Origin of the sequence: Streptomyces sp. NPDC021080 (genome assembly GCF_044333225.1) — a bacterium.
Taxonomy (GTDB): Bacteria; Actinomycetota; Actinomycetes; order Streptomycetales; family Streptomycetaceae; genus Streptomyces.
This window is the reverse complement of sequence record NZ_JBIRQM010000006.1, coordinates 205,072-222,535: the sequence shown is the minus strand read 5'-3', so window position 1 is coordinate 222,535 and position 17,464 is coordinate 205,072. Positions and strand designations below refer to the sequence as shown.

Annotated in this window: 16 protein-coding genes; 8 read left to right on the top strand and 8 right to left on the bottom strand. The window is 71.3% G+C overall.

The window, feature by feature from the left end:
- Positions 1–14: 14 nt before the first annotated feature.
- From ACH4S8_RS16810 to ACH4S8_RS16800, 3 genes are read left to right on the top strand one after another with little or no spacing between them, the layout of a single operon-like run.
- Positions 15–1,001, top strand: a complete 987-nt coding sequence (locus ACH4S8_RS16810; protein WP_398394482.1) for a carbohydrate ABC transporter permease — start codon at positions 15–17, stop codon at positions 999–1,001.
- Positions 998–1,882, top strand: coding sequence for a carbohydrate ABC transporter permease (locus tag ACH4S8_RS16805; RefSeq protein ID WP_398394480.1), 885 nt, complete (start codon positions 998–1,000; stop codon positions 1,880–1,882). The genes ACH4S8_RS16810 and ACH4S8_RS16805 overlap by 4 nt, the downstream gene beginning before the upstream one ends.
- Before the next feature lie 9 nt (positions 1,883–1,891).
- Positions 1,892–3,562: a glycoside hydrolase family 3 protein gene (locus ACH4S8_RS16800; RefSeq protein WP_398394478.1), complete on the top strand. Its 1,671-nt coding sequence runs from the start codon at positions 1,892–1,894 to the stop codon at positions 3,560–3,562.
- 136 nt (positions 3,563–3,698) lie between these two features.
- Here ACH4S8_RS16800 and nagB read toward each other — a convergent pair whose 3' ends face one another.
- Complete coding sequence (nagB, locus tag ACH4S8_RS16795; RefSeq protein WP_398394476.1) at positions 3,699–4,484, bottom strand: glucosamine-6-phosphate deaminase; 786 nt, start codon at positions 4,482–4,484, stop codon at positions 3,699–3,701.
- A gap of 625 nt (positions 4,485–5,109) precedes the next feature.
- On the opposite strand from nagB, the gene ACH4S8_RS16790 reads away from it, so the two are divergent.
- Complete coding sequence (locus ACH4S8_RS16790; protein WP_398394474.1) at positions 5,110–6,585, top strand: sensor histidine kinase; 1,476 nt, start codon at positions 5,110–5,112, stop codon at positions 6,583–6,585.
- 250 nt (positions 6,586–6,835) lie between these two features.
- Here the strand turns inward: ACH4S8_RS16790 and ACH4S8_RS16785 are convergent, their stop codons facing one another.
- Both ACH4S8_RS16785 and ACH4S8_RS16780 read right to left on the bottom strand, forming a co-directional pair.
- Complete coding sequence (locus tag ACH4S8_RS16785) at positions 6,836–7,093, bottom strand: WhiB family transcriptional regulator (protein ID WP_006380970.1); 258 nt, start codon at positions 7,091–7,093, stop codon at positions 6,836–6,838.
- A 317-nt stretch (positions 7,094–7,410) separates the two neighbouring features.
- Positions 7,411–8,379, bottom strand: coding sequence for a diacylglycerol/lipid kinase family protein (locus ACH4S8_RS16780; RefSeq protein WP_398394471.1), 969 nt, complete (start codon positions 8,377–8,379; stop codon positions 7,411–7,413).
- A gap of 170 nt (positions 8,380–8,549) precedes the next feature.
- On the opposite strand from ACH4S8_RS16780, the gene ACH4S8_RS16775 reads away from it, so the two are divergent.
- The gene (locus ACH4S8_RS16775) at positions 8,550–9,011 is read left to right on the top strand and encodes a hypothetical protein (RefSeq protein WP_398394469.1); all 462 of its coding nucleotides are present in this window, start codon (positions 8,550–8,552) and stop codon (positions 9,009–9,011) included.
- Positions 9,012–9,059: 48 nt separating this feature from the next.
- Here ACH4S8_RS16775 and ACH4S8_RS16770 read toward each other — a convergent pair whose 3' ends face one another.
- The 3 genes from ACH4S8_RS16770 to ACH4S8_RS16760 all read right to left on the bottom strand — a co-directional run bounded on the left by ACH4S8_RS16770 (position 9,060) and on the right by ACH4S8_RS16760 (position 11,190).
- On the bottom strand, positions 9,060–10,235 hold the full coding sequence (locus ACH4S8_RS16770) for an RNA polymerase sigma factor SigF (protein ID WP_398394467.1): 1,176 nt from the start codon (positions 10,233–10,235) through the stop codon (positions 9,060–9,062).
- Positions 10,232–10,645, bottom strand: a complete 414-nt coding sequence (locus tag ACH4S8_RS16765; protein WP_028802066.1) for an anti-sigma regulatory factor — start codon at positions 10,643–10,645, stop codon at positions 10,232–10,234. The genes ACH4S8_RS16770 and ACH4S8_RS16765 overlap by 4 nt, the downstream gene beginning before the upstream one ends.
- A gap of 284 nt (positions 10,646–10,929) precedes the next feature.
- Entirely contained in the window at positions 10,930–11,190 is a 261-nt protein-coding gene (locus tag ACH4S8_RS16760; protein WP_398394465.1) for a UBP-type zinc finger domain-containing protein, read from the bottom strand.
- Between the two features lie 63 nt (positions 11,191–11,253).
- Here ACH4S8_RS16760 and ACH4S8_RS16755 point away from each other — a divergent pair, with 63 nt between their 5' ends.
- A complete protein-coding gene (locus ACH4S8_RS16755) occupies positions 11,254–12,849 on the top strand; it encodes a Na+/H+ antiporter (RefSeq protein ID WP_398394463.1) in 1,596 nt (531 codons plus the stop codon).
- Between the two features lie 22 nt (positions 12,850–12,871).
- Here ACH4S8_RS16755 and ACH4S8_RS16750 read toward each other — a convergent pair whose 3' ends face one another.
- Together ACH4S8_RS16750 and ACH4S8_RS16745 are read right to left on the bottom strand one after the other, a co-directional pair.
- On the bottom strand, positions 12,872–13,747 hold the full coding sequence (locus ACH4S8_RS16750) for a 1-aminocyclopropane-1-carboxylate deaminase/D-cysteine desulfhydrase (RefSeq protein ID WP_398395050.1): 876 nt from the start codon (positions 13,745–13,747) through the stop codon (positions 12,872–12,874).
- 188 nt (positions 13,748–13,935) lie between these two features.
- The gene (locus ACH4S8_RS16745) at positions 13,936–14,526 is read right to left on the bottom strand and encodes an N-acetylmuramoyl-L-alanine amidase (RefSeq protein ID WP_398394461.1); all 591 of its coding nucleotides are present in this window, start codon (positions 14,524–14,526) and stop codon (positions 13,936–13,938) included.
- A gap of 260 nt (positions 14,527–14,786) precedes the next feature.
- Here ACH4S8_RS16745 and ACH4S8_RS16740 point away from each other — a divergent pair, with 260 nt between their 5' ends.
- Together ACH4S8_RS16740 and ACH4S8_RS16735 are read left to right on the top strand one after the other, a co-directional pair.
- A complete protein-coding gene (locus tag ACH4S8_RS16740) occupies positions 14,787–16,193 on the top strand; it encodes a family 2B encapsulin nanocompartment shell protein (RefSeq protein ID WP_398394459.1) in 1,407 nt (468 codons plus the stop codon).
- Positions 16,194–16,213: 20 nt separating this feature from the next.
- Positions 16,214–17,353, top strand: a complete 1,140-nt coding sequence (locus ACH4S8_RS16735) for a family 2 encapsulin nanocompartment cargo protein polyprenyl transferase (protein ID WP_398394457.1) — start codon at positions 16,214–16,216, stop codon at positions 17,351–17,353.
- Positions 17,354–17,464 lie beyond the last annotated feature (111 nt).

Sequence of the window (17,464 nt, the reverse complement as noted above, 5' to 3'; positions counted from 1 at the left end):
CTGAGGAGCGCGCGATGAGTGCCGCAGACACGACCACCCCTGCCAAGGTGCCGCCACCGCGGCAGGCACCGCCACCGGCCGCCGTGAAAGCACCACGCGTCAGGCGGACCTCGGGTACGGCGGCGGCCCCCTGGGCCCTGCTCGCCCCGTGCCTGCTGATCCTCGCGGTGGTCCTCGGCTATCCGCTGGTGCGCCTGGTCACGCTCTCCTTCCAGAAGTTCGGGCAGTCCCAGCTCTGGGGCTTCCAGCCGGCCGAGTCGGTCGGCTTCGACAACTTCAAGGGCGTGCTCTCGGACGGCGAGTTCTGGGCGGTGGTCGTCCGGACCGTCCTCTTCGCCGGCGGCGCCGTCGTCTTCACGATGGTCATCGGCATGCTGATCGCGCTGCTCCTCCAGCGGGTCTCCGGCTGGGTGAAGACACTGATCAACATCGTGCTGGTGGCCAGCTGGGGCATGCCCATCATCGTGGCCACCACCGTCTTCAAGTGGCTCTTCGACTCCGACTACGGCGTCTTCAACGCGCTGCTCAGCAAGCTTCCCGGCGTCGACATGATCGGCCACAACTGGTTCGCCAGCGGGACGCAGGGCCTGAGCGTGATCATGCTCCTGGTCGTCTGGGGCGCGGTGCCCTTCGTGGTCATCACGCTCAGCGCCGGACTCACCCAGGTCCCCGCCGAGCTGGAGGAGGCCGCACGGCTCGACGGCGCCGGCTCCTGGGGCGTCTTCCGCCACGTCACGCTGCCGATCCTCAAGCCGATCATCGTCATGCTGACGACCCTCTCCGTCATCTGGGACATGGGCGTCTTCCCGCAGGTCTTCGTCATGCGGGGCGGCCACCCGGAGGCGGAGTTCCAGCTCCTCACCACGTACTCGTACGACCGCGCCTTCGTCGTCAACGACTACGCGCAGGGGTCGGCGATCGCCGTGCTCACCGTGCTGCTGCTCCTCGGCGTGGTCGCCGTGTACATGCGCCAGATGCTCCAGATCGGAGAGGTCGAATGACCACCACGGACGCCGTCGCCACCTCCGGGCGCAAGTCCGCCACGGGGCGGAAGTCCTCCGGGCCCCGCAAGTCCAAGCTCGGCTGGAACCTGCTCGGCCTGTTCGTCTTCCTCACCGCGGGCTTCCCCGTCTACTGGATGCTCAACACGGCGATCAAGCCGGCCAAGGACGCCATCGACTCCGATCCGAGCCTGCTCCCCACCGGCTTCACGCTCGACAACTTCCGCCGCGCGCTGGACATCGCCGACTTCTGGGGCCCGGTCGGCCGCAGCCTGATCGTGTCGCTCTCGGTGGTCGTGATCGGCATCGTGGTCGGGATGCTGGCCGCGCTGGCCATCTCCCGCTTCGCCTTCCGCGGCCGCAAGATCGTGATCGTGGGCATCCTCGCGGTGCAGATGATCCCGCTCGTCGCCATGATCATCCCGGTCTTCCTGCTGCTGAACGACCTGCACCAGTACGACAAGCTCTCCGGTCTGATCCTCACGTACCTGACCTTCATCCTCCCCTTCACGGTGTGGACGCTGCGCGGCTTCATCGTCAACATCCCGAAGGAGCTGGAGGAGGCGGCCATGGTCGACGGATGCAGCCGCACCGGCGCCTTCGTCCGGGTGGTCTTCCCGCTGCTGGCCCCCGGCATGGTCGCGACGTCCGTCTACGCCTTCATCCAGGCCTGGAACGAATACCTCTACGCCCTCATGCTGCTGAGCCAGCAGAACCAGACGGCCACCGTCTGGCTGGGCAACTTCACCACCAAGCACGGCACCGAGTACGCCCCGATGATGGCCGGAGCCACCATGATGGCCGTGCCGATCGTCGTCCTGTTCCTCCTCGTCCAGCGCAAGATGGCCGCGGGTCTGACCGCGGGCGCCGTGAAGGGATAACGCCCCCCGATGACGACATTCGCCAGCGGTACAGACACCCTGACGCGCGACGCCCTCACCGTGCTCCAGCCCGGTTTCACCGGGACCACGGCTCCGGACTGGCTGCTCCGCCGCCTCGGTGAAGGTCTCGCCTCCGTCGGCCTGTTCGGCCGCAACATCGCCTCGCCCGAGCAACTGGCAGCCCTGACGGCCCAGCTGCGCGCCGAACGTGACGACGTCCTGGTCGCCATCGACGAGGAGGGCGGTGACGTCACCCGGCTGGAGGTGCGCACCGGGTCGTCCTTCCCCGGCAACCATGCGCTGGGCGCCGTCGACGACGTGGCGCTCACCGAGCAGGTCGCCCGCGAACTCGGCCGCCGGCTGGCCGCGTGCGGGGTGAACCTCAACTGGGCGCCGTCCGCCGACGTGAACTCCAACCCGGCCAACCCGGTCATCGGCGTACGCTCCTTCGGCGCCGACACCGGCCTGGTGGCCCGGCACACGGCCGCCTACGTCACCGGCTTGCAGGCCGCCGGCGTCGCCGCCTGCACCAAGCACTTCCCGGGCCACGGGGACACCGCGGTGGACTCCCACCACGCGCTGCCGCGCATCGACGCGGACCTGTCGGTCCTCCAGTCCCGCGAGCTCGTCCCCTTCCGGGCGGCCATCGCCGCGGGCAGCCGTGCCGTGATGAGCGCGCACATCCTCGTCCCGGCGCTGGACCCGGACCGCCCGGCCACCCTCTCCCGCCGCATCCTCACGGGCCTGCTGCGCGAGGAACTCGGCTACGACGGCCTCATCGTCACCGACGGCATGGAGATGCAGGCCATCGCCGCGACGTACGGCATCGAGCGGGGCAGCGTGCTGGCCATCGCGGCCGGAGCGGACGCCATCTGCGTCGGCGGCGGCCTGGCGGACGACGACACCGTGCGCCGGCTGCGCGACGCGCTGGTCTCCGCCGTCCGCTCCGGCGAGCTGTCCGAGGAACGCCTCGCGGACGCGGCGGACCGGGTGCGGGCGCTGGCCGAGTGGACGGCCGCGGCCTCCGCGGCCCGCAAGGCGGCGGAGGCCGTGTCCGGCCCGGCGGTCGTCTCCTCCACGAATGGCTTGAACAGCTCGAACGCTTCGAACACCTCGGGCGGTACGGGCGGTGCGAGCGGTACGGGTGGCGTGAACGGTGCGGGCGGTGTGGGCGGTGCGGGTGTCACCGGTGGTGTGAACGGTACGGGCGGTACGGACGGCGGTACGGACGGAGCCGCCGAGGTGGGCCTGGTCGCCGCCCGGCGCGCGCTGACCGTGACCCGCTCGGGGTCCCGTCCCCCGCTCACCGGGGCCCCCTACGTCGCCGCGCTGACCCCGGTCGCGAACATCGCCGTCGGTGACGAGACCCCCTGGGGCGTCGCGGCGGAGCTGGCCCGGCTGCTTCCCGGCACCGAGACCGGCAGCTTCTTCGGCGAGGACGCGGGCTCCGCGGCCCTGGCGGCCGCCGCGGGCCGGCCCCTCGTCGCGGTCGTCCGTGACGAACACCGTCATCCCTGGATGGCAGTCGCCCTGGACACCCTGCTCGCCTCCCGCCCCGACACCGTCGTGGTCGAGATGGGCGTCCCGCAGTCGGCGCCCCGGGGCGCCCTGCACATCGCCACCCACGGCGCGGCCCGGGTGTGCGGCCAGGCGGCGGCAGAGGTCATAGCGGGCGCGTAGCGCTCCGGGCCTCCGGGCCCCGGCCTCCGGGCCCCGGCCTCCGGCCACCACGCACAGGTGCCGGGCACTCCCGCAGGGGGAGTGCCCGGCACCTGTCCGTGTCCGCGGGGGCCGGCGTGCGTGCCGGCCCCGCCGGTCAGATCCCCTGCCAGTCCGGCTTGGCGGCGAACGTCTGGCGGAAGTAGTCCGCGAGCTTCAGCTTGGACGCGGCGGCCTCGTCGACGACCACCGTCGCGTGCGGGTGCAGCTGCAGCGCCGACGCCGGGCAGACCGCCGCGACCGGTCCCTCGACCGTCGCCGCCACGGCGTCCGCCTTGCCCTCGCCGGTCGCGAGCAGCACCAGGTGCCGGGCCTCCAGGATGGTGCCGATGCCCTGGGTGATGACGTGGTGCGGCACCTGCTCGATGTCGCCGTCGAAGAACCGCGCGTTGTCCACCCGGGTCTGCTCGGTCAGCGTCTTGATCCGGGTCCGCGAGGCGAGCGAGGAGCACGGTTCGTTGAACCCGATGTGCCCGTCCGTCCCGATCCCCAGCAGCTGGAGATCGACGCCGCCGGCCGCGGCCAGCGCCCTGTCGTAGGCCTCGCACGCGGCCTGGACGTCCGCCGCCGTGCCGTCGGGCCCCATGAAGGCGTCCATGCCGATGCCCAGCGGCTCCAGCACCTCGCGCCGCAGAACGGAGCGGTAGGACTCGGGGTGCTCGGCCGGCAGCCCCACGTACTCGTCGAGCTGTGCGACGCGCGCGCCCGAGGCGTCCACGGCGCCGGAACCCACTCGGGCCGCCAGCGCCGTGTAGACGGGCAGCGGCGTCGAACCGGTGGCCACGCCGAGGAGCGCGTCGGGCTTGCGCCCGAGCAGTTCCGCCATGGCCTCGGCGATCAGCTCGCCGCCCGCCTTGGCGTCCGGGACGATGACAACTTCCACGCTGGGCCTGCCGATCTGGAGAGGGGACTCAGGAACGCATCCGAATCCGAAGGGGGACACATGTGGTATAGACCAATCTAGCAGAGGGGTGCCCTTCCGTCGCCCCGCCGCGGGGCGCGTCGCCGGGCGAATCGCCGAGCCTGCCCGGACTCGCTCGTTCCGCTCGTTCCGCCTGCCAGGCACCCCCGTTCGCCCGGTGGCTCCTCCCGTCCGCGAACCGGAGCGGGATAGTCTGAGGGGCGTACCTGGTGTTGGATGAGCGGACGACGACGACCGCGCGTCGCCGTGTGCGGGCCGCGGACGCGGACGCGCACGCATGGACGCACAACCATGGTCTAGTCCACAATGCTCTGAGAAACTGAACAAGCCTCCGTCTTCCCCGCACAGGAAGACGGATCGAGGAACCGGCGCTCTCTGCCCTGACTGCTCCGGCTCCTCTCCTCGGCCGACCGGGACCGCACACCCCACGGCCGATGTTGCTCCGGGCTGCGGTGCCGGGAGGGTTGAGGGTCCCTCTCAGGCGCCGCGGCCCGCGGGTGTTCTCCGGGCCTTCACGGCGCTTCCGGAGCCCCGTGGGCGTGGCCGATTTCGGGACCTGTCGGATCCGCCGGGTACGCTCGCACACGTGCCCTCCATGAACGACCTCGTACGCCAGCACACAGCCCTCGACGACTCCGACCTCGAGTGGCTGCATCTGCTGGTCTCGGAGTGGCAGCTGCTCTCCGACCTCTCCTTCGCCGACCTCGTCCTGTGGGTCCCCACCCGCGACGGCACCCGCTACGTCTCGGTCGCCCAGATGCGCCCCAACACCGGGCCCACCTCGTACCAGGACGACATGGTCGGCCATCTGGTCCCGCGCGGCCGCCGCCCCCTGCTGGACGCCGCGCTCGACGAGGGCCGGATCGTGCGCGAGGGCGACCCCGAGTGGCGCGAGGAGGTGCCGGTCCGCGTCGAGTCGATTCCCGTACGACGCGAGGGCCGCGTCCTCGGTGTCATCGCGCGCAACACCAACCTGCTCACCGTGCGCACCCCGAGCCGCCTCGAACTGACGTACCTGCAGAGCGCCTCCGACCTGGCGCAGATGATCGCGGCGGGCACCTTCCCGTTCCCCGACCAGCAGGTCGACATGGACGCCTCGCCGCGCGTGGGCGACGGGCTGATCCGCCTCGACGCGGACGGCATCGTCCAGTACGCCTCGCCGAACGCGATCTCCGCGTACCACCGCATCGGTCTGGCCTCCGACCTGGTGGGGCACAACCTCGGCACCACGACCGCCGAACTCGCCCCGTCCCGGGGCCCGGTGGACGAGGCGCTCTCCAAGGTCGCCAGCGGCTGGGCGCCGCGCGAGTTCGAGATCGAGAGCGCCGACGGGGTGATCCAGCTCCGGGCGATCCCGCTCAAGCCCAAGGGCACCCGCGTCGGCTCCCTGGTCCTGCTCCGCGACGTCACCGAACTGCGCCGCCGCGAGCGCGAGTTGATCACCAAGGACGCCACCATCCGGGAGATCCACCACCGGGTGAAGAACAACCTCCAGACGGTGGCGGCCCTGCTGCGGCTGCAGGCCCGCCGCATCGACTCGGACCGGGGCCGGGAAGCCCTGGAGGAGGCCGTGCGCCGGGTCGGCTCGATCGCGATCGTGCACGAGACGCTCTCCCAGAACCTGGACGAGCGGGTGGAGTTCGACGAGATCGCCGACCGGGTGCTCGCGATGGTCGCCGAGATCTCGCCCGGCAAGGTCACCGGCCGGCGCACCGGACGCTTCGGCATCCTGGACGCCGAGGTCGCGACCCCGCTCTCCATGGTGCTCACCGAGGTCCTGCAGAACGCGCTGGAGCACGGCTTCCGTGAGGGCGACCGGGGAACCGTCGAGGTCTCCGCGGTGCGCGGCGGCACCTCGAAGGACGCCCGACTGCTGGTCACCGTGACGGACGACGGCGTCGGACTGCCCGAGGGCTTCGACCCGCACCGCTCGGGCAACCTCGGCCTGCAGATCGTACGGACGCTGGTGGAGGGCGAGTTGGGCGGCACCTTCGACATGGTCGCCGCTCCGGAGCGCGGCACCCAGGTACTCCTGGACATTCCGGTGGTCGTGTCCAAGTAGCCGGCCCGCGCCCGGGTGCGTACGGGCGCGCACACGGGGTCCCGGCGGGGAAAGCCGGGCCCTCGGAGGCCCGTCACTCAGAGTGACCGGTTCCGGACGCGAACAGCAATGAGCCCCGGATCACCAGGTGGTCCGGGGCTGAAAGCTCGTTGCATCAAGCGCATCGGGGTACTGCGCGCTGCGGCTCGGGGGCGGGAGTTGCGTACTCGCTGTACGCGCCGCCAAGCTCAGGCTCGTGCGGGGTGGAACGTCAGGCGGTGGCCTGACGAGCTCGGTTGCGGGCGGCACGGCGCTTCATTGCGCGGCGTTCGTCCTCGCTGAGGCCACCCCAGACGCCGGAGTCCTGGCCGGACTCGAGCGCCCACTGCAGGCACTGCTCCATGACGGGGCAGCGGCGGCAGACGGCCTTGGCTTCCTCGATCTGCAGCAGCGCAGGACCGGTGTTGCCGATGGGGAAGAAGAGCTCGGGGTCTTCCTCGCGGCAAACGGCGTTGTGACGCCAGTCCATGGCTGCTACCTCTCCTTGGTATTACATGCACGTTGCTTGTGAATGTGAACGCTTTCACGAATCCCTCAACAAGTGAAGGGCCGACAGCCAGACGGACTGGTGTGGTCCTTGATTTGAGGAGGGGTTCCGGTGCTCTGTGGGGCCGATGTTGCGGGCCGTCCCGAGCGCCACGTAGAGACTCGCAAACCTCAGCGGCGGATACAACCCCTTCCGGAAAGTTTTTTTTGATTCCTCGGTGTCGGCTGAGTCACAGCCGTACTTCCATGGGGTGGACCGTGGTCTAAACGTTCGAGTGAAAGGAGTTTGGCCTCTTCCACTCACACAATCACACGCAGTGCACGGCGTACGCCTGTGAACGTCACGCTTGTACGCAGTCCCAGATGGTCGCCGTCCATCTGAAGGGGGAGTGGCACCTTCGAATGCAAGGTGAAGTCCGTCAGGTCATGCAGGGTGACGGCGTGCTTGCCCTGGGGTCCCCGCTCGGGGGACGAAGTGAGCAACTGGGTGGCATACCGGGCGACCGCGGGCGTCGACATGCGGCTGAGCGCGAGTACGTCGAGTCCGGTATCGAACGAGGCCTTAGGTGTCGCGTACACCGGACGATTGCCGAGAAACGTCCACGGCGAGGTGTTGCAGATGATGGACAGGACCAGATCGGTGACCGGGTCGGCGCCGGGGCGCTCCAGGGTGATCATTCCGCGCCGGCGGTGCGGATCGTCCAGAAACTGCCGCAGCACTTGGCGCAGATACAGCGCATGCGTGGAGCGCCGGCCGAGCTCGCGCTGCTGTTCGACCCGCCCCACGACCCCCGCGTCGAAGCCGAGTCCGGCGCAGAAGGTGAACCAGCGGGAGGGGACGGCCTCGTCCTCGGTGCCGGGGGTCCCCGCGGCGAGACCGAGGCCGACCGTGCGCTCGCGCTGCTCGCGCAGCGCGTCCAGCAGGGCGCCGGTCGCCTCCACGGCGTCGTTCGGCAGGCCCAGGGCGCGGGCGAAGACGTTGGTGGAGCCGCCGGGCACCACGGCGAGGCCCGGAAGGCGCTGGGGGTCGGGGCCCCGGTGCAGAAGACCGTTCACGACCTCGTTGACCGTGCCGTCCCCGCCGAGGGCCACGACCAGGTCTATGTCGTCGCTGTCCGCGGCCTGCCGGCCGACGTCCCGGGCGTGCCCGCGGTACTCGGTCATGACCACTTCGAGTTTCATCTCGCTGGCCAACGCGTGGATCAAGACGTCACGCGTACGCGCACTGGTGGTGGTTGCCGCCGGATTGACCACGAGAAGTGCACGCATGCGATGCAGCTTACTTACTGGGTGGTACTCGTCCCAGACCGAGGTAGGGATCCAGTAAGAGTTCGCAGGTGGCGCCGGGGTGCGCGATCGGACCGGAGCGGCGTCCGTGGCGGCGCGGTTCCCGGCCCCGGGCCATCCGGGCGCCCGGGACCGGCGGCTACTCTTCGGGGGTGAGCCGTGAGCAGAATCCCACCCCCGACGCCCCCCACTCCGTCCCCCGCCCCGGACGGCTGACCGCCGCGGCGGCGCTGGCCGCGCTGGAGGGGACCGCCCTCGTGGCGGGCGGCGTCTGCGTCTTCGTCCTCGGTCTCACCGGCGATCCCGACAACCGGCAGCAGGCCGTCACCGGCGGTGTCACGCTGATCGCGCTCGCGCTGCTGCCGCTGCTCGCCGCGCGCGGACTGCTGCTGCGCCGCTCCTGGAGCCGGGGTCCCGCCCTCATCACCCAGATCATGGCGCTGCCCGTCGCCTACACCCTGCTCCAGGCCGACAGCGTCGCGATCCCCGCCGGGATCGCCCTCGCGGTGGTCGCTCTGGTGGCCCTGGTGCTGCTCGTGAACCCGGAAACGACGCGGGCCCTCGGAATCCGAGGGCCCGGCGGTGACGTACAGGACGCACAGGACAAGGAGTAGCCGGGGCTCACCTTCCGGAGCTCGCGCTCCGGGGCTCGCCCCGCCGGCTCACTCCTCGACGAGGAGCTTCTCCCGCAGCTGGGCCAGGGTGCGGGCCAGCAGCCGCGAGACGTGCATCTGCGAGATGCCGACCTCCTGCGCGATCTGCGACTGCGTCATGTTGCCGAAGAAGCGAAGGAGCAGGATCCGCTTCTCCCGCGGGGGCAGGTCCTCCAGCAGCGGCTTCAGCGACTCGCGGTACTCGACGCCCTCCAGCGCCTCGTCCTCGGCGCCCAGGGTGTCCGCGACCGCCGGGGACTCGTCGTCCGTGTCGGGGACGTCCAGGGACAGCGTGGAATACGCGTTGGCGGACTCCAGGCCCTCCAGGACCTCCTCCTCCGAGATGGCCAGCTTCTCGGCCAGCTCGTGGACCGTCGGGGAACGCCCGTGCAGCTGGGAGAGCTCCGCGGTCGCCGTGGTCAGCGCGAGGCGCAGCTCCTGCAGCCGGCGCGGGACGCGCACCGCCCAGCCCTTGTCGCGGAAGTGCCGCTTGATCTCGCCGACCACCGTCGGGGTCGCGTACGTCGAGAACTCGACACCGCGCTCCGGGTCGAACCGGTCGACCGACTTGATCAGCCCGATCGTCGCGACCTGGGTCAGGTCGTCCAGCGGCTCGCCGCGGTTGCGGAAGCGGCGGGCCAGGTGCTCGACGAGCGGCAGATGCATGCGGACCAGCCGGTTGCGCAGCTCCGCGTACTCGGTGCTGCCGTCCTGCAGCTTGCGCAGCTCGATGAACATCGCCCGCGCCCCGCTGCGGTCCCGCGGGTCGTGCCGGTCGCTCGGCTCGTGCTGGACGTGCTGGGCGTCGGACGCGTGCTGGGCGTCCTGCGCGCCCTGCACGCCCTGCTCAGGCTCTCGCTCGTGCTGCGCGCCCTGCACGTTCTGCTCCGCGTTTCGCTCGTGCTCGCTCATAGTCCCGCCCGTCACCATTTCCCGAGCTCGAGGCTCTTCCCCCGTGTCCTCGGCCGCGCTCGAACCGGGGGTACCTCCCCGGGCGGGGAAGGTTCCCGGCTGCGTCGCTGCCGCCGAGGAGACGCCGATCTCCGGATGCGGCCGGGCCTGTTCGGGGATGCCGTCGACGCCGTCCGCCGTGTGCCGCGGCCCGTCCGGGCCGTCGGCGCGCCCCGCGGGAGGCTCCCGTGTGCCGCGCTCTTCGTCCCGCACCGGCCCGTCCCCGTTCCTCACGCCGGCCCGGGTCCCGCGCCGCGTTGTTTGTAGAGGCTGATCGAAACGGTCTTGTCCTCGGCGACGGAGGAGTCGACCTTGCCCGCGAGAGCCGACAGGACGGTCCACGCGAAAGTGTCACGTGACGGAGCGTGACCGTCGGTGGTCGGCGCCGAGACCGTGACCTCCAGTGAGTCGTCGATCAGCCGGAAGACACAACTGAGCACCGAACCGGGGACGGCCTGCTGCAGCAGGATCGCGCAGGCCTCGTCCACCGCGATGCGCAGATCCTCGATCTCGTCGAGGGTGAAGTCCAAACGGGCCGCCAGCCCGGCCGTGGCCGTACGCAGTACCGACAGGTAGGCACCCGCAGCCGGCAGCCGGACTTCCACGAAGTCCTTCGTCGCGGGCTCGCCTGCGATCTGGGACACCCTCACCTCCATGGTGGTACAAGCTCATTCGAGCTCTTTCAGGGGCCGAGGGTCGCCCCCCGGGGTAACGCGCTACGTCGTTCTGCGGTGACGCTACCGCGCTCCCGACTTTCCTGTCCTGGGGACCCCGCCCCTTGCTGTCACTCATAGTAAGCCCATGAGTACGGACAGTGGCTAGAGGTCTGCGGCCCCAAATAGGAAGAGCGGGCGCCGGGTTGACGTACCCAGGCGTCAGACGGTCGAACCGTCCGGATCGTGAGTCACGCGCGTACGTGATCCACGGCTCAGACGAGGACGTGGTCCACGAAACACCAACGCCAGTTCTCCCCCTGCTCGAACGTGCGCATGATCGGATGTCCGGTGTCGTCGTGATGGGCCGAGGCGTGCCTCAGCGGTGAGGAGTCGCAACAGGCGAGATGCCCGCACTCCAGACACAGCCGGAGCTGTACCGGGTGGGTGCCGGCGGCCACGCACTCCAGGCAGGTCTCGCTCCCGGGGGCGGGTTCTGGCTGCGGCAGCGCGTCGGCGTGCGTGCACTGTTTCATGATTGCCAGGTTACGTCGGGCGCGCGGGACACCGCGCGGAAAAAGAGGGGCGGGCAAAAGACGATGGACGTACTGCCACTGCTGTTGCTGGTCGCGGGGAGCGCCGCGGTGGCCGGGGCCGCCCGCCGCACCCCGGTCCCGGCACCCCTGCTGATCGTCGCCGTCGCCCTGCTGGTCTCGTACGTCCCCGGGGTGCCCGCGTACGAACTCGACCCCGACGTCGTGCTCCCGCTGGTGCTGCCCCCGCTGCTGTACACGGCGGCCACCGACAGCTCCTACCTCGACCTGAGGGCCCAGCTGAGGCCCGTCGCGCTGCTGTCGGTCGGCTACGTCCTGTTCGCGACCCTCGTGGTCGGCTGGGCCGCCTACCTGCTCGTACCGGGCCTGCCGCTGCCCGCGGCCCTCGTCCTCGGCGCCGTGGTCGCGCCGCCGGACGCGGTGGCCGCGACGGCCGTGGCGCGCCGGGTCGGGCTGCCCTCACGGATCACCACGATCCTGCAGGGCGAGTCCCTGGTGAACGACGCGACCGCGATCACCGCCTACAAGGTGGCCCTCGCCGCGGCGGTCGGCGAGGGCGCGACCTGGGCGGGCGGCATCGGAGAGTTCCTGCTCGCGGCGGTCGGCGGGGTCCTCGTCGGGCTCGTGCTGATGATCCCCATCCACTGGCTGCGCACCCACATGAACGAGGCGCTCCTGCAGAACACCCTCTCCCTGCTGATCCCCTTCGTCGCCTACGGGATCGCCGAGCAGCTGAACGCCTCCGGAGTCCTCGCGGTGGTCGTCGTCGCGCTCTACCTCGGACACCGTTCCTGGGAGGTGGACTTCGCGACCCGGCTCCAGGAGGAGGCGGTGTGGAAGATGGTCGCGTTCGTCCTGGAGTCCGCGGTGTTCGCGCTGATCGGACTCCAGCTGCCGGTCGTCCTCAAGGGCCTCGGCGCCTACGAGGGCACGAGCGCCGCCTGGTACGCCGTCGCCCTCTTCCTCGTCGTCGTCGCCACCCGCTTCGTGTGGGTGTACCCCGCCACCTTCCTGCCGCGCCTGCTGTCGGCGCGCATCCGCGAACGCGAGGACAACCCCACCTGGAAGGGGCCGTTCGTCATCGGCTGGGCCGGCATGCGCGGCGTCGTCTCCCTCGCCATCGCCTTCTCCATCCCGCTCACCGTGCACGGCGGCGGCGCCTTCCCCGACCGCAACCTGATCCTCTTCCTGACCTTCACCACCGTCATCGGCACCCTGGTCGTACAAGGCCTGACCCTGCCCCCGCTCATCCGGCTGCTGAAACTGCCCGGACGGGACACGCAGGCCGAGACCCTCGCCGAGGCCAACGCCCAGGCGCAGGCCTCCCGCGCCGCCGAGGAGCGCCTCGACGAGCTCCTCGCCGACGAGCGCAACGCCCTGCCCCCGCCGCTCGCCGAGCGGCTGCGCACGGTCATGGAACGGCGCCGCAACGCCGTCTGGGAGCGGCTCGGCGCGGTCAACCCGGTCACCGGCGAGACCGCGGACGACACCTACCGCCGGCTGTCCCGCGAGATGATCGGTACCGAGCGCGACGTCTTCGTCAGGCTGCGCGACCACCGCTACATCGACGACGAGATGCTGCGCACGCTGCTGCGCCGGCTGGACCTGGAGGAGGCGGCGGCCTACCGGGAGGCGGCCTGAGACCCAGGACCCCTCCGGGCGGTCAGGTCCCGGTCCCCGCGGCGGGGAACGGCGCTCCGGTGATCACCGCCGCGACCGTCGTGCCGCGCGGGAACGCCCCCTCCTCGGCGAGGGCGACAAGTCCGTAGAGCATCTTGGCGACATAGAGACGTTCGACGGGCAGGGCGTGCCGCTGCTCGAAGTCCTCGGCGAAGGAGTCGAGTTCGGCGGTGGTGCGGGCGTAGCCGCCGAAGTGGAAGCGGTCGTCGAGGGACCAGTTCCCGCGCCGGCCGCCGAACGCGTCCCTCTGGAGCGCCTCCGTGCCGGCGTCGAGGAAGCCGCCGCGCACGACCGGGACACCCAGGGCCCGCCGGCCGGGGCCGAGCCCCGCGGCCAGGCCGGCGAGGGTGCCGCCGGTGCCGCAGGCGAGGGCGGCCACGTCGATGCCGTCCGCCTCCCGCAGTTCCTCGCCGAGCGCCAGGCAGCCGCGTACGGCGAGGGCGTTGCTGCCGCCCTCGGGCACCACGTACGCGTCCTCGGCGCCCGTCGCGCGCAGGATCGCGGCCAGCGTCCGGGGTTCCGTCTTGTGCCGGTAGGTCGATCTGTCGACGAAGTGAAGACGCATGCCGTCGGCCGCGCAGCGGGCCAGCGAGGGGTTGAGGGGGCGGTCGGCCAGTTCCTGGCCGCGGACCACTCCCAGGGTGGGCAGGCCCAGCAGCCGGCCGGCGGCGGCGGTGGCGCGCAGATGGTTCGAGTAGGCCCCGCCGAAGGTGACCAGCGTGCGGCCGGCCGCCGCCTCCAGGTTCGGTGTCAGCTTGCGCCACTTGTTGCCGATCAGCTCCGGGTGGATCAGATCGTCCCGCTTCAGCACCAGCCGCACCCCGAACCGCCCGAACCGCCCGTCCCGGACCTCGCACAAGGGCGACGGAAGCCGCGGGGGCGGACCGAGGGCTTCCGGCGCGCCGGGGGCGGCCGCGGGAGCCCGGTCCGGGGTGCGGTCCGGGGTGGCGGGGCTGGTCACGCCCTCATTGTCGGACACCTGTCCGGGAACGGCCGGACGCGGGGGCCGCGGCGGCGGCCGTCCGCGCCGGCTCCCGGTTCCTCAGGTCACTTCAGCAGCTCGCGGACACGGCCCCGCAGGGAGCTCATCGTGAAGCCCCGCGGGTCCACCTTCCCCGGCTGCCACTCCAGGTGGCCGATGACCGAACGCTCCGTCCAGCCGTGGAACCGGCAGATCGCGGCGCAGACCTTGGCGATGGCGTCGAGCTGGACCTCGGGCCACGGGTCCTTGCCGTCGCCGAGGTTCTCGCACTCGAAGCCGTAGAAGTGGCGGTTGCCGTCGGTGTTCGCCTCGTTGTCGTGCGGCAGCGCCTTCTCGGCGATCACCGCGCGCAGCACGTCGTCGTCGCCGAGGCCCGCGTGGTTGGCGCGGCCGTAGCCGACCAGATGGACGACGCCGTCCTTGGTGATGACCCCGTGGCACAGCGGTCCGGGCAGGTCCTCGCGCCCCTCGCGGCACAGCCCGACGGTGAGCGCGCCGCCCGAGGTCACCGTGTGGTGGATCATCACCCCGTGCACCGGCCCCCACGGCCCCTTGTGGTTGCGGTTGTGGTGCTCCCAGTCGCCGACCTCGACGACATGGACGCCTTCGTCCCTGATCCGGTCCAGGAAACTGCCCGCGGACATGGGCGATGCCATGGCCGACTCCTTCGCGCTGTACGCCGGCCACCCTGCCGTGGCCGTCTGGTACCGCAGCTTCTATAACCGGCCAGGTGGCCGGACCCAGCCGTTCGCACAGCGTGCGAGCCGATCCGGTCAGCCCCCGCGGGAGCGGAGACCGCCCTCCCTGCCCAGGTCCGGAGTGATCCATTCCCCCTCATTCGTGTAATGGCATCGACACGCTCCGTGATGAAAGGCTTGGCCGCGAAGATCAGTGCACGACCGGGAGGGCAATTTTCATGTCGGTAGGCGAAGAGGTCCGCGCGGAGCAGAACCGTCCGCAGCAGAGTCTCGGCACATCAGCCGCGCGGAACCTGGCCACCACCACCAAGTCCGCGCCACAGATGCAGGAGATCAGCTCGCGGTGGCTGCTGCGCATGCTTCCGTGGGTGAACGTGCAGGGTGGCACGTACCGCGTGAACCGGCGGCTCAGCTACTCCGTGGGCGACGGCCGCGTGACGTTCGTCAAGACCGGCGACCGCGTCCAGGTCATCCCCGCGGAACTCGGAGAACTGTCCGTGCTGCGGTCGTACGAGGATCACGAGGTGCTGGGCGAGCTCGCCCAGCGCTGCCAGCAGCGGGAGTTCGCCCCGGGGGACGTGCTGGCCTCGTTCGGCAGCCGGGCCGAAGAGGTGTTCCTCCTGGCGCACGGCAAGGTCGAGAAGATCGGCACCGGTCCCTACGGGGGCGACGCGGTGCTCGGGGTCCTCGCCGACGGCGCCTACTTCGGCGAACAGTCGCTCATCGACCCCGAGGCCATCTGGGAGTACACGGCCCGCGCGGTGACCGCGGTGACCGTGCTCGTCCTGCCCCGCCAGGATCTCGAACAGGTGGCGGAGCGCTCCGAGTCGCTGCACGAACACCTCCAGGAGCTGCGCGCGATCCCGTCGCAGCGCACGAACAAGTACGGCGAGAAGGAGATCGACCTCGCGGCCGGCCACACCGGCGAACAGGACATCCCGGGCACCTTCGTCGACTACGAGGCGTCCCCGCGCGAGTACGAACTGAGCATCGCCCAGACCGTCCTGCGGCTCCACACCCGTGTGGCCGACCTCTACAACCAGCCCATGAACCAGACCGAGCAGCAGTTGCGGCTCACCGTGGAGGCGCTGAAGGAGCGCCAGGAGCACGAGCTCGTCAACAACCGCGAGTTCGGCCTGCTCAACAACTGCGAGTACGACCAGCGGCTCCAGCCGCACGACGGCGTTCCGAGCCCGGACGACATGGACGAACTGCTCAGCCGCCGCCGCGGCACCAAGCTGTTCCTCGCCCATCCGCGCGCGATCTCCGCGTTCGGCCGCGAACTGAACAAGCGCGGGCTCGTCCCCGAGAGCATCGAGGTGGCGGGCAACCGCATCCCGACCTGGCGCGGGGTGCCGATCTTCCCGTGCAACAAGATCCCGGTCAGTGACGCCCGTACGACCTCGATCATCGCCATGCGTACCGGCGAGGCCGAACAGGGGGTCGTCGGGCTCCAGCAGGCGGGCATCCCGGACGAGATCGAGCCGAGCCTGTCGGTGCGCTTCATGGGCATCAACGAACAGGCGATCATCTCCTACCTGGTGACGGCCTACTACTCGGCCGCGGTGCTCGTGCCGGACGCCCTCGGCATCCTGGAGAACGTCGAGATCGGCCGATGGCGTTGACGAACCGCGCGGGTGAGGGCATGACGACCCGGACACGGCAGGGAACGGCCGCGATCCCCGGCGTACGGCGCCCGGCGGGCGCAGCGGACCGGCGGGGCCCCGCCGGAAGGCCCGTGGACGGACAGGGTCCGCCGGGCCCGCCCGACGCGCAGGAGGCCGCGGTCGTCCTGGAACGGGCACGGGCGCTCGTCGACCCCGAGCTGCGCCGGGCCGTCGACTCACTGCCGGGCTCGATGCGCCGGATCGCGCTGTACCACTTCGGCTGGGAGCAGGCGGACGGCACCCCCGGGGCCGGGAACGCGGGCAAGGCCATCCGGCCCGCGCTCGTGCTGAGCGCGGCCTGGGCGCTCGGCGGAGCGCACACGGCGGCGGTGCGGGCGGCCGCCGCGGTGGAGCTGATCCACAACTTCACCCTGCTGCACGACGACGTGATGGACCGGGACATCACCCGAAGACACCGCCCCACCGCGTGGACCGTGTTCGGCGACGCCGACGCGATCCTCGCCGGGGACGCCCTGCAGGCCCTGGCCCTGCGGCTGCTCGCCGAGGACCCGCACCCCGCGTCCGCGTCCGCCGCCGCGCGGCTCGCGGGCTGTGTCGTCGAGCTGTGCGCCGGACAGCACACGGACACGGCGATGGAGAAGCTCGGCCCGCACGAGGTCACCCTCGGCGCGTGCCTGGCCATGGCCGAGGCGAAGACGGGCGCCCTGCTCGGCAGTGCCTGCGCCATCGGCGGGCTGTACGCGGGGGCGGGCGCCGAGGACGTCGACGCGCTCGACGCGTTCGGCAGACAGGCGGGGCTCGCCTTCCAGCTGATCGACGACGTGATCGGGATCTGGGGGGACCCGGGCCGCACCGGCAAACCGGCCGGGGCGGACCTCGCCGCCCGCAAGAAGTCGCTGCCCGTGGTCGCCGCGCTCACCTCGGGCACCCCGGCGGCGGACGAGCTCGCCGCCCTGTACGCGGCGCCTTATCGGGAGGGGGAGTTGGAGCGCACGGCGCTGGCCGTCGAACGGGCGGGCGGGCGCGACTGGGCACAGGTCGAGGCGGCCGACCGGATGTCCCGGGCGATGCACGAGCTGTCCCGGGCGGTCCCCTACCCCGAGGCGGCGGGCGGCCTTCTCGCCCTGGCCGAGTTCGTCACGCGCCGCAGCAGCTGACCGGCCCCGCGCGCCGGCCGACGGCACCGGGGGCCCTGGATCTCCGGAACCCCGGAACCCCGGAACCCCGGGCACCGTACGGAACCTGACGCCCGTGCGGTGCCCGGTCGC

Bases quoted from the DNA above. Each gene is read 5' to 3' on its own strand.
- ACH4S8_RS16810 (WP_398394482.1), top strand. From the start codon at position 15: ATGAGTGCCGCAGACACGACCACCCCTGCCAAGGTGCCGCCACCGCGG.
- ACH4S8_RS16805 (WP_398394480.1), top strand. From the start codon at position 998: ATGACCACCACGGACGCCGTCGCCACCTCCGGGCGCAAGTCCGCCACG.
- ACH4S8_RS16800 (WP_398394478.1), top strand. From the start codon at position 1,892: ATGACGACATTCGCCAGCGGTACAGACACCCTGACGCGCGACGCCCTC.
- ACH4S8_RS16785 (WP_006380970.1), bottom strand. From the start codon at position 7,093: ATGGACTGGCGTCACAACGCCGTTTGCCGCGAGGAAGACCCCGAGCTC.
- ACH4S8_RS16780 (WP_398394471.1), bottom strand. From the start codon at position 8,379: ATGCGTGCACTTCTCGTGGTCAATCCGGCGGCAACCACCACCAGTGCG.
- ACH4S8_RS16760 (WP_398394465.1), bottom strand. From the start codon at position 11,190: ATGAAACAGTGCACGCACGCCGACGCGCTGCCGCAGCCAGAACCCGCC.
- ACH4S8_RS16755 (WP_398394463.1), top strand. From the start codon at position 11,254: ATGGACGTACTGCCACTGCTGTTGCTGGTCGCGGGGAGCGCCGCGGTG.
- ACH4S8_RS16745 (WP_398394461.1), bottom strand. From the start codon at position 14,526: ATGGCATCGCCCATGTCCGCGGGCAGTTTCCTGGACCGGATCAGGGAC.
- ACH4S8_RS16740 (WP_398394459.1), top strand. From the start codon at position 14,787: ATGTCGGTAGGCGAAGAGGTCCGCGCGGAGCAGAACCGTCCGCAGCAG.
- ACH4S8_RS16735 (WP_398394457.1), top strand. From the start codon at position 16,214: ATGACGACCCGGACACGGCAGGGAACGGCCGCGATCCCCGGCGTACGG.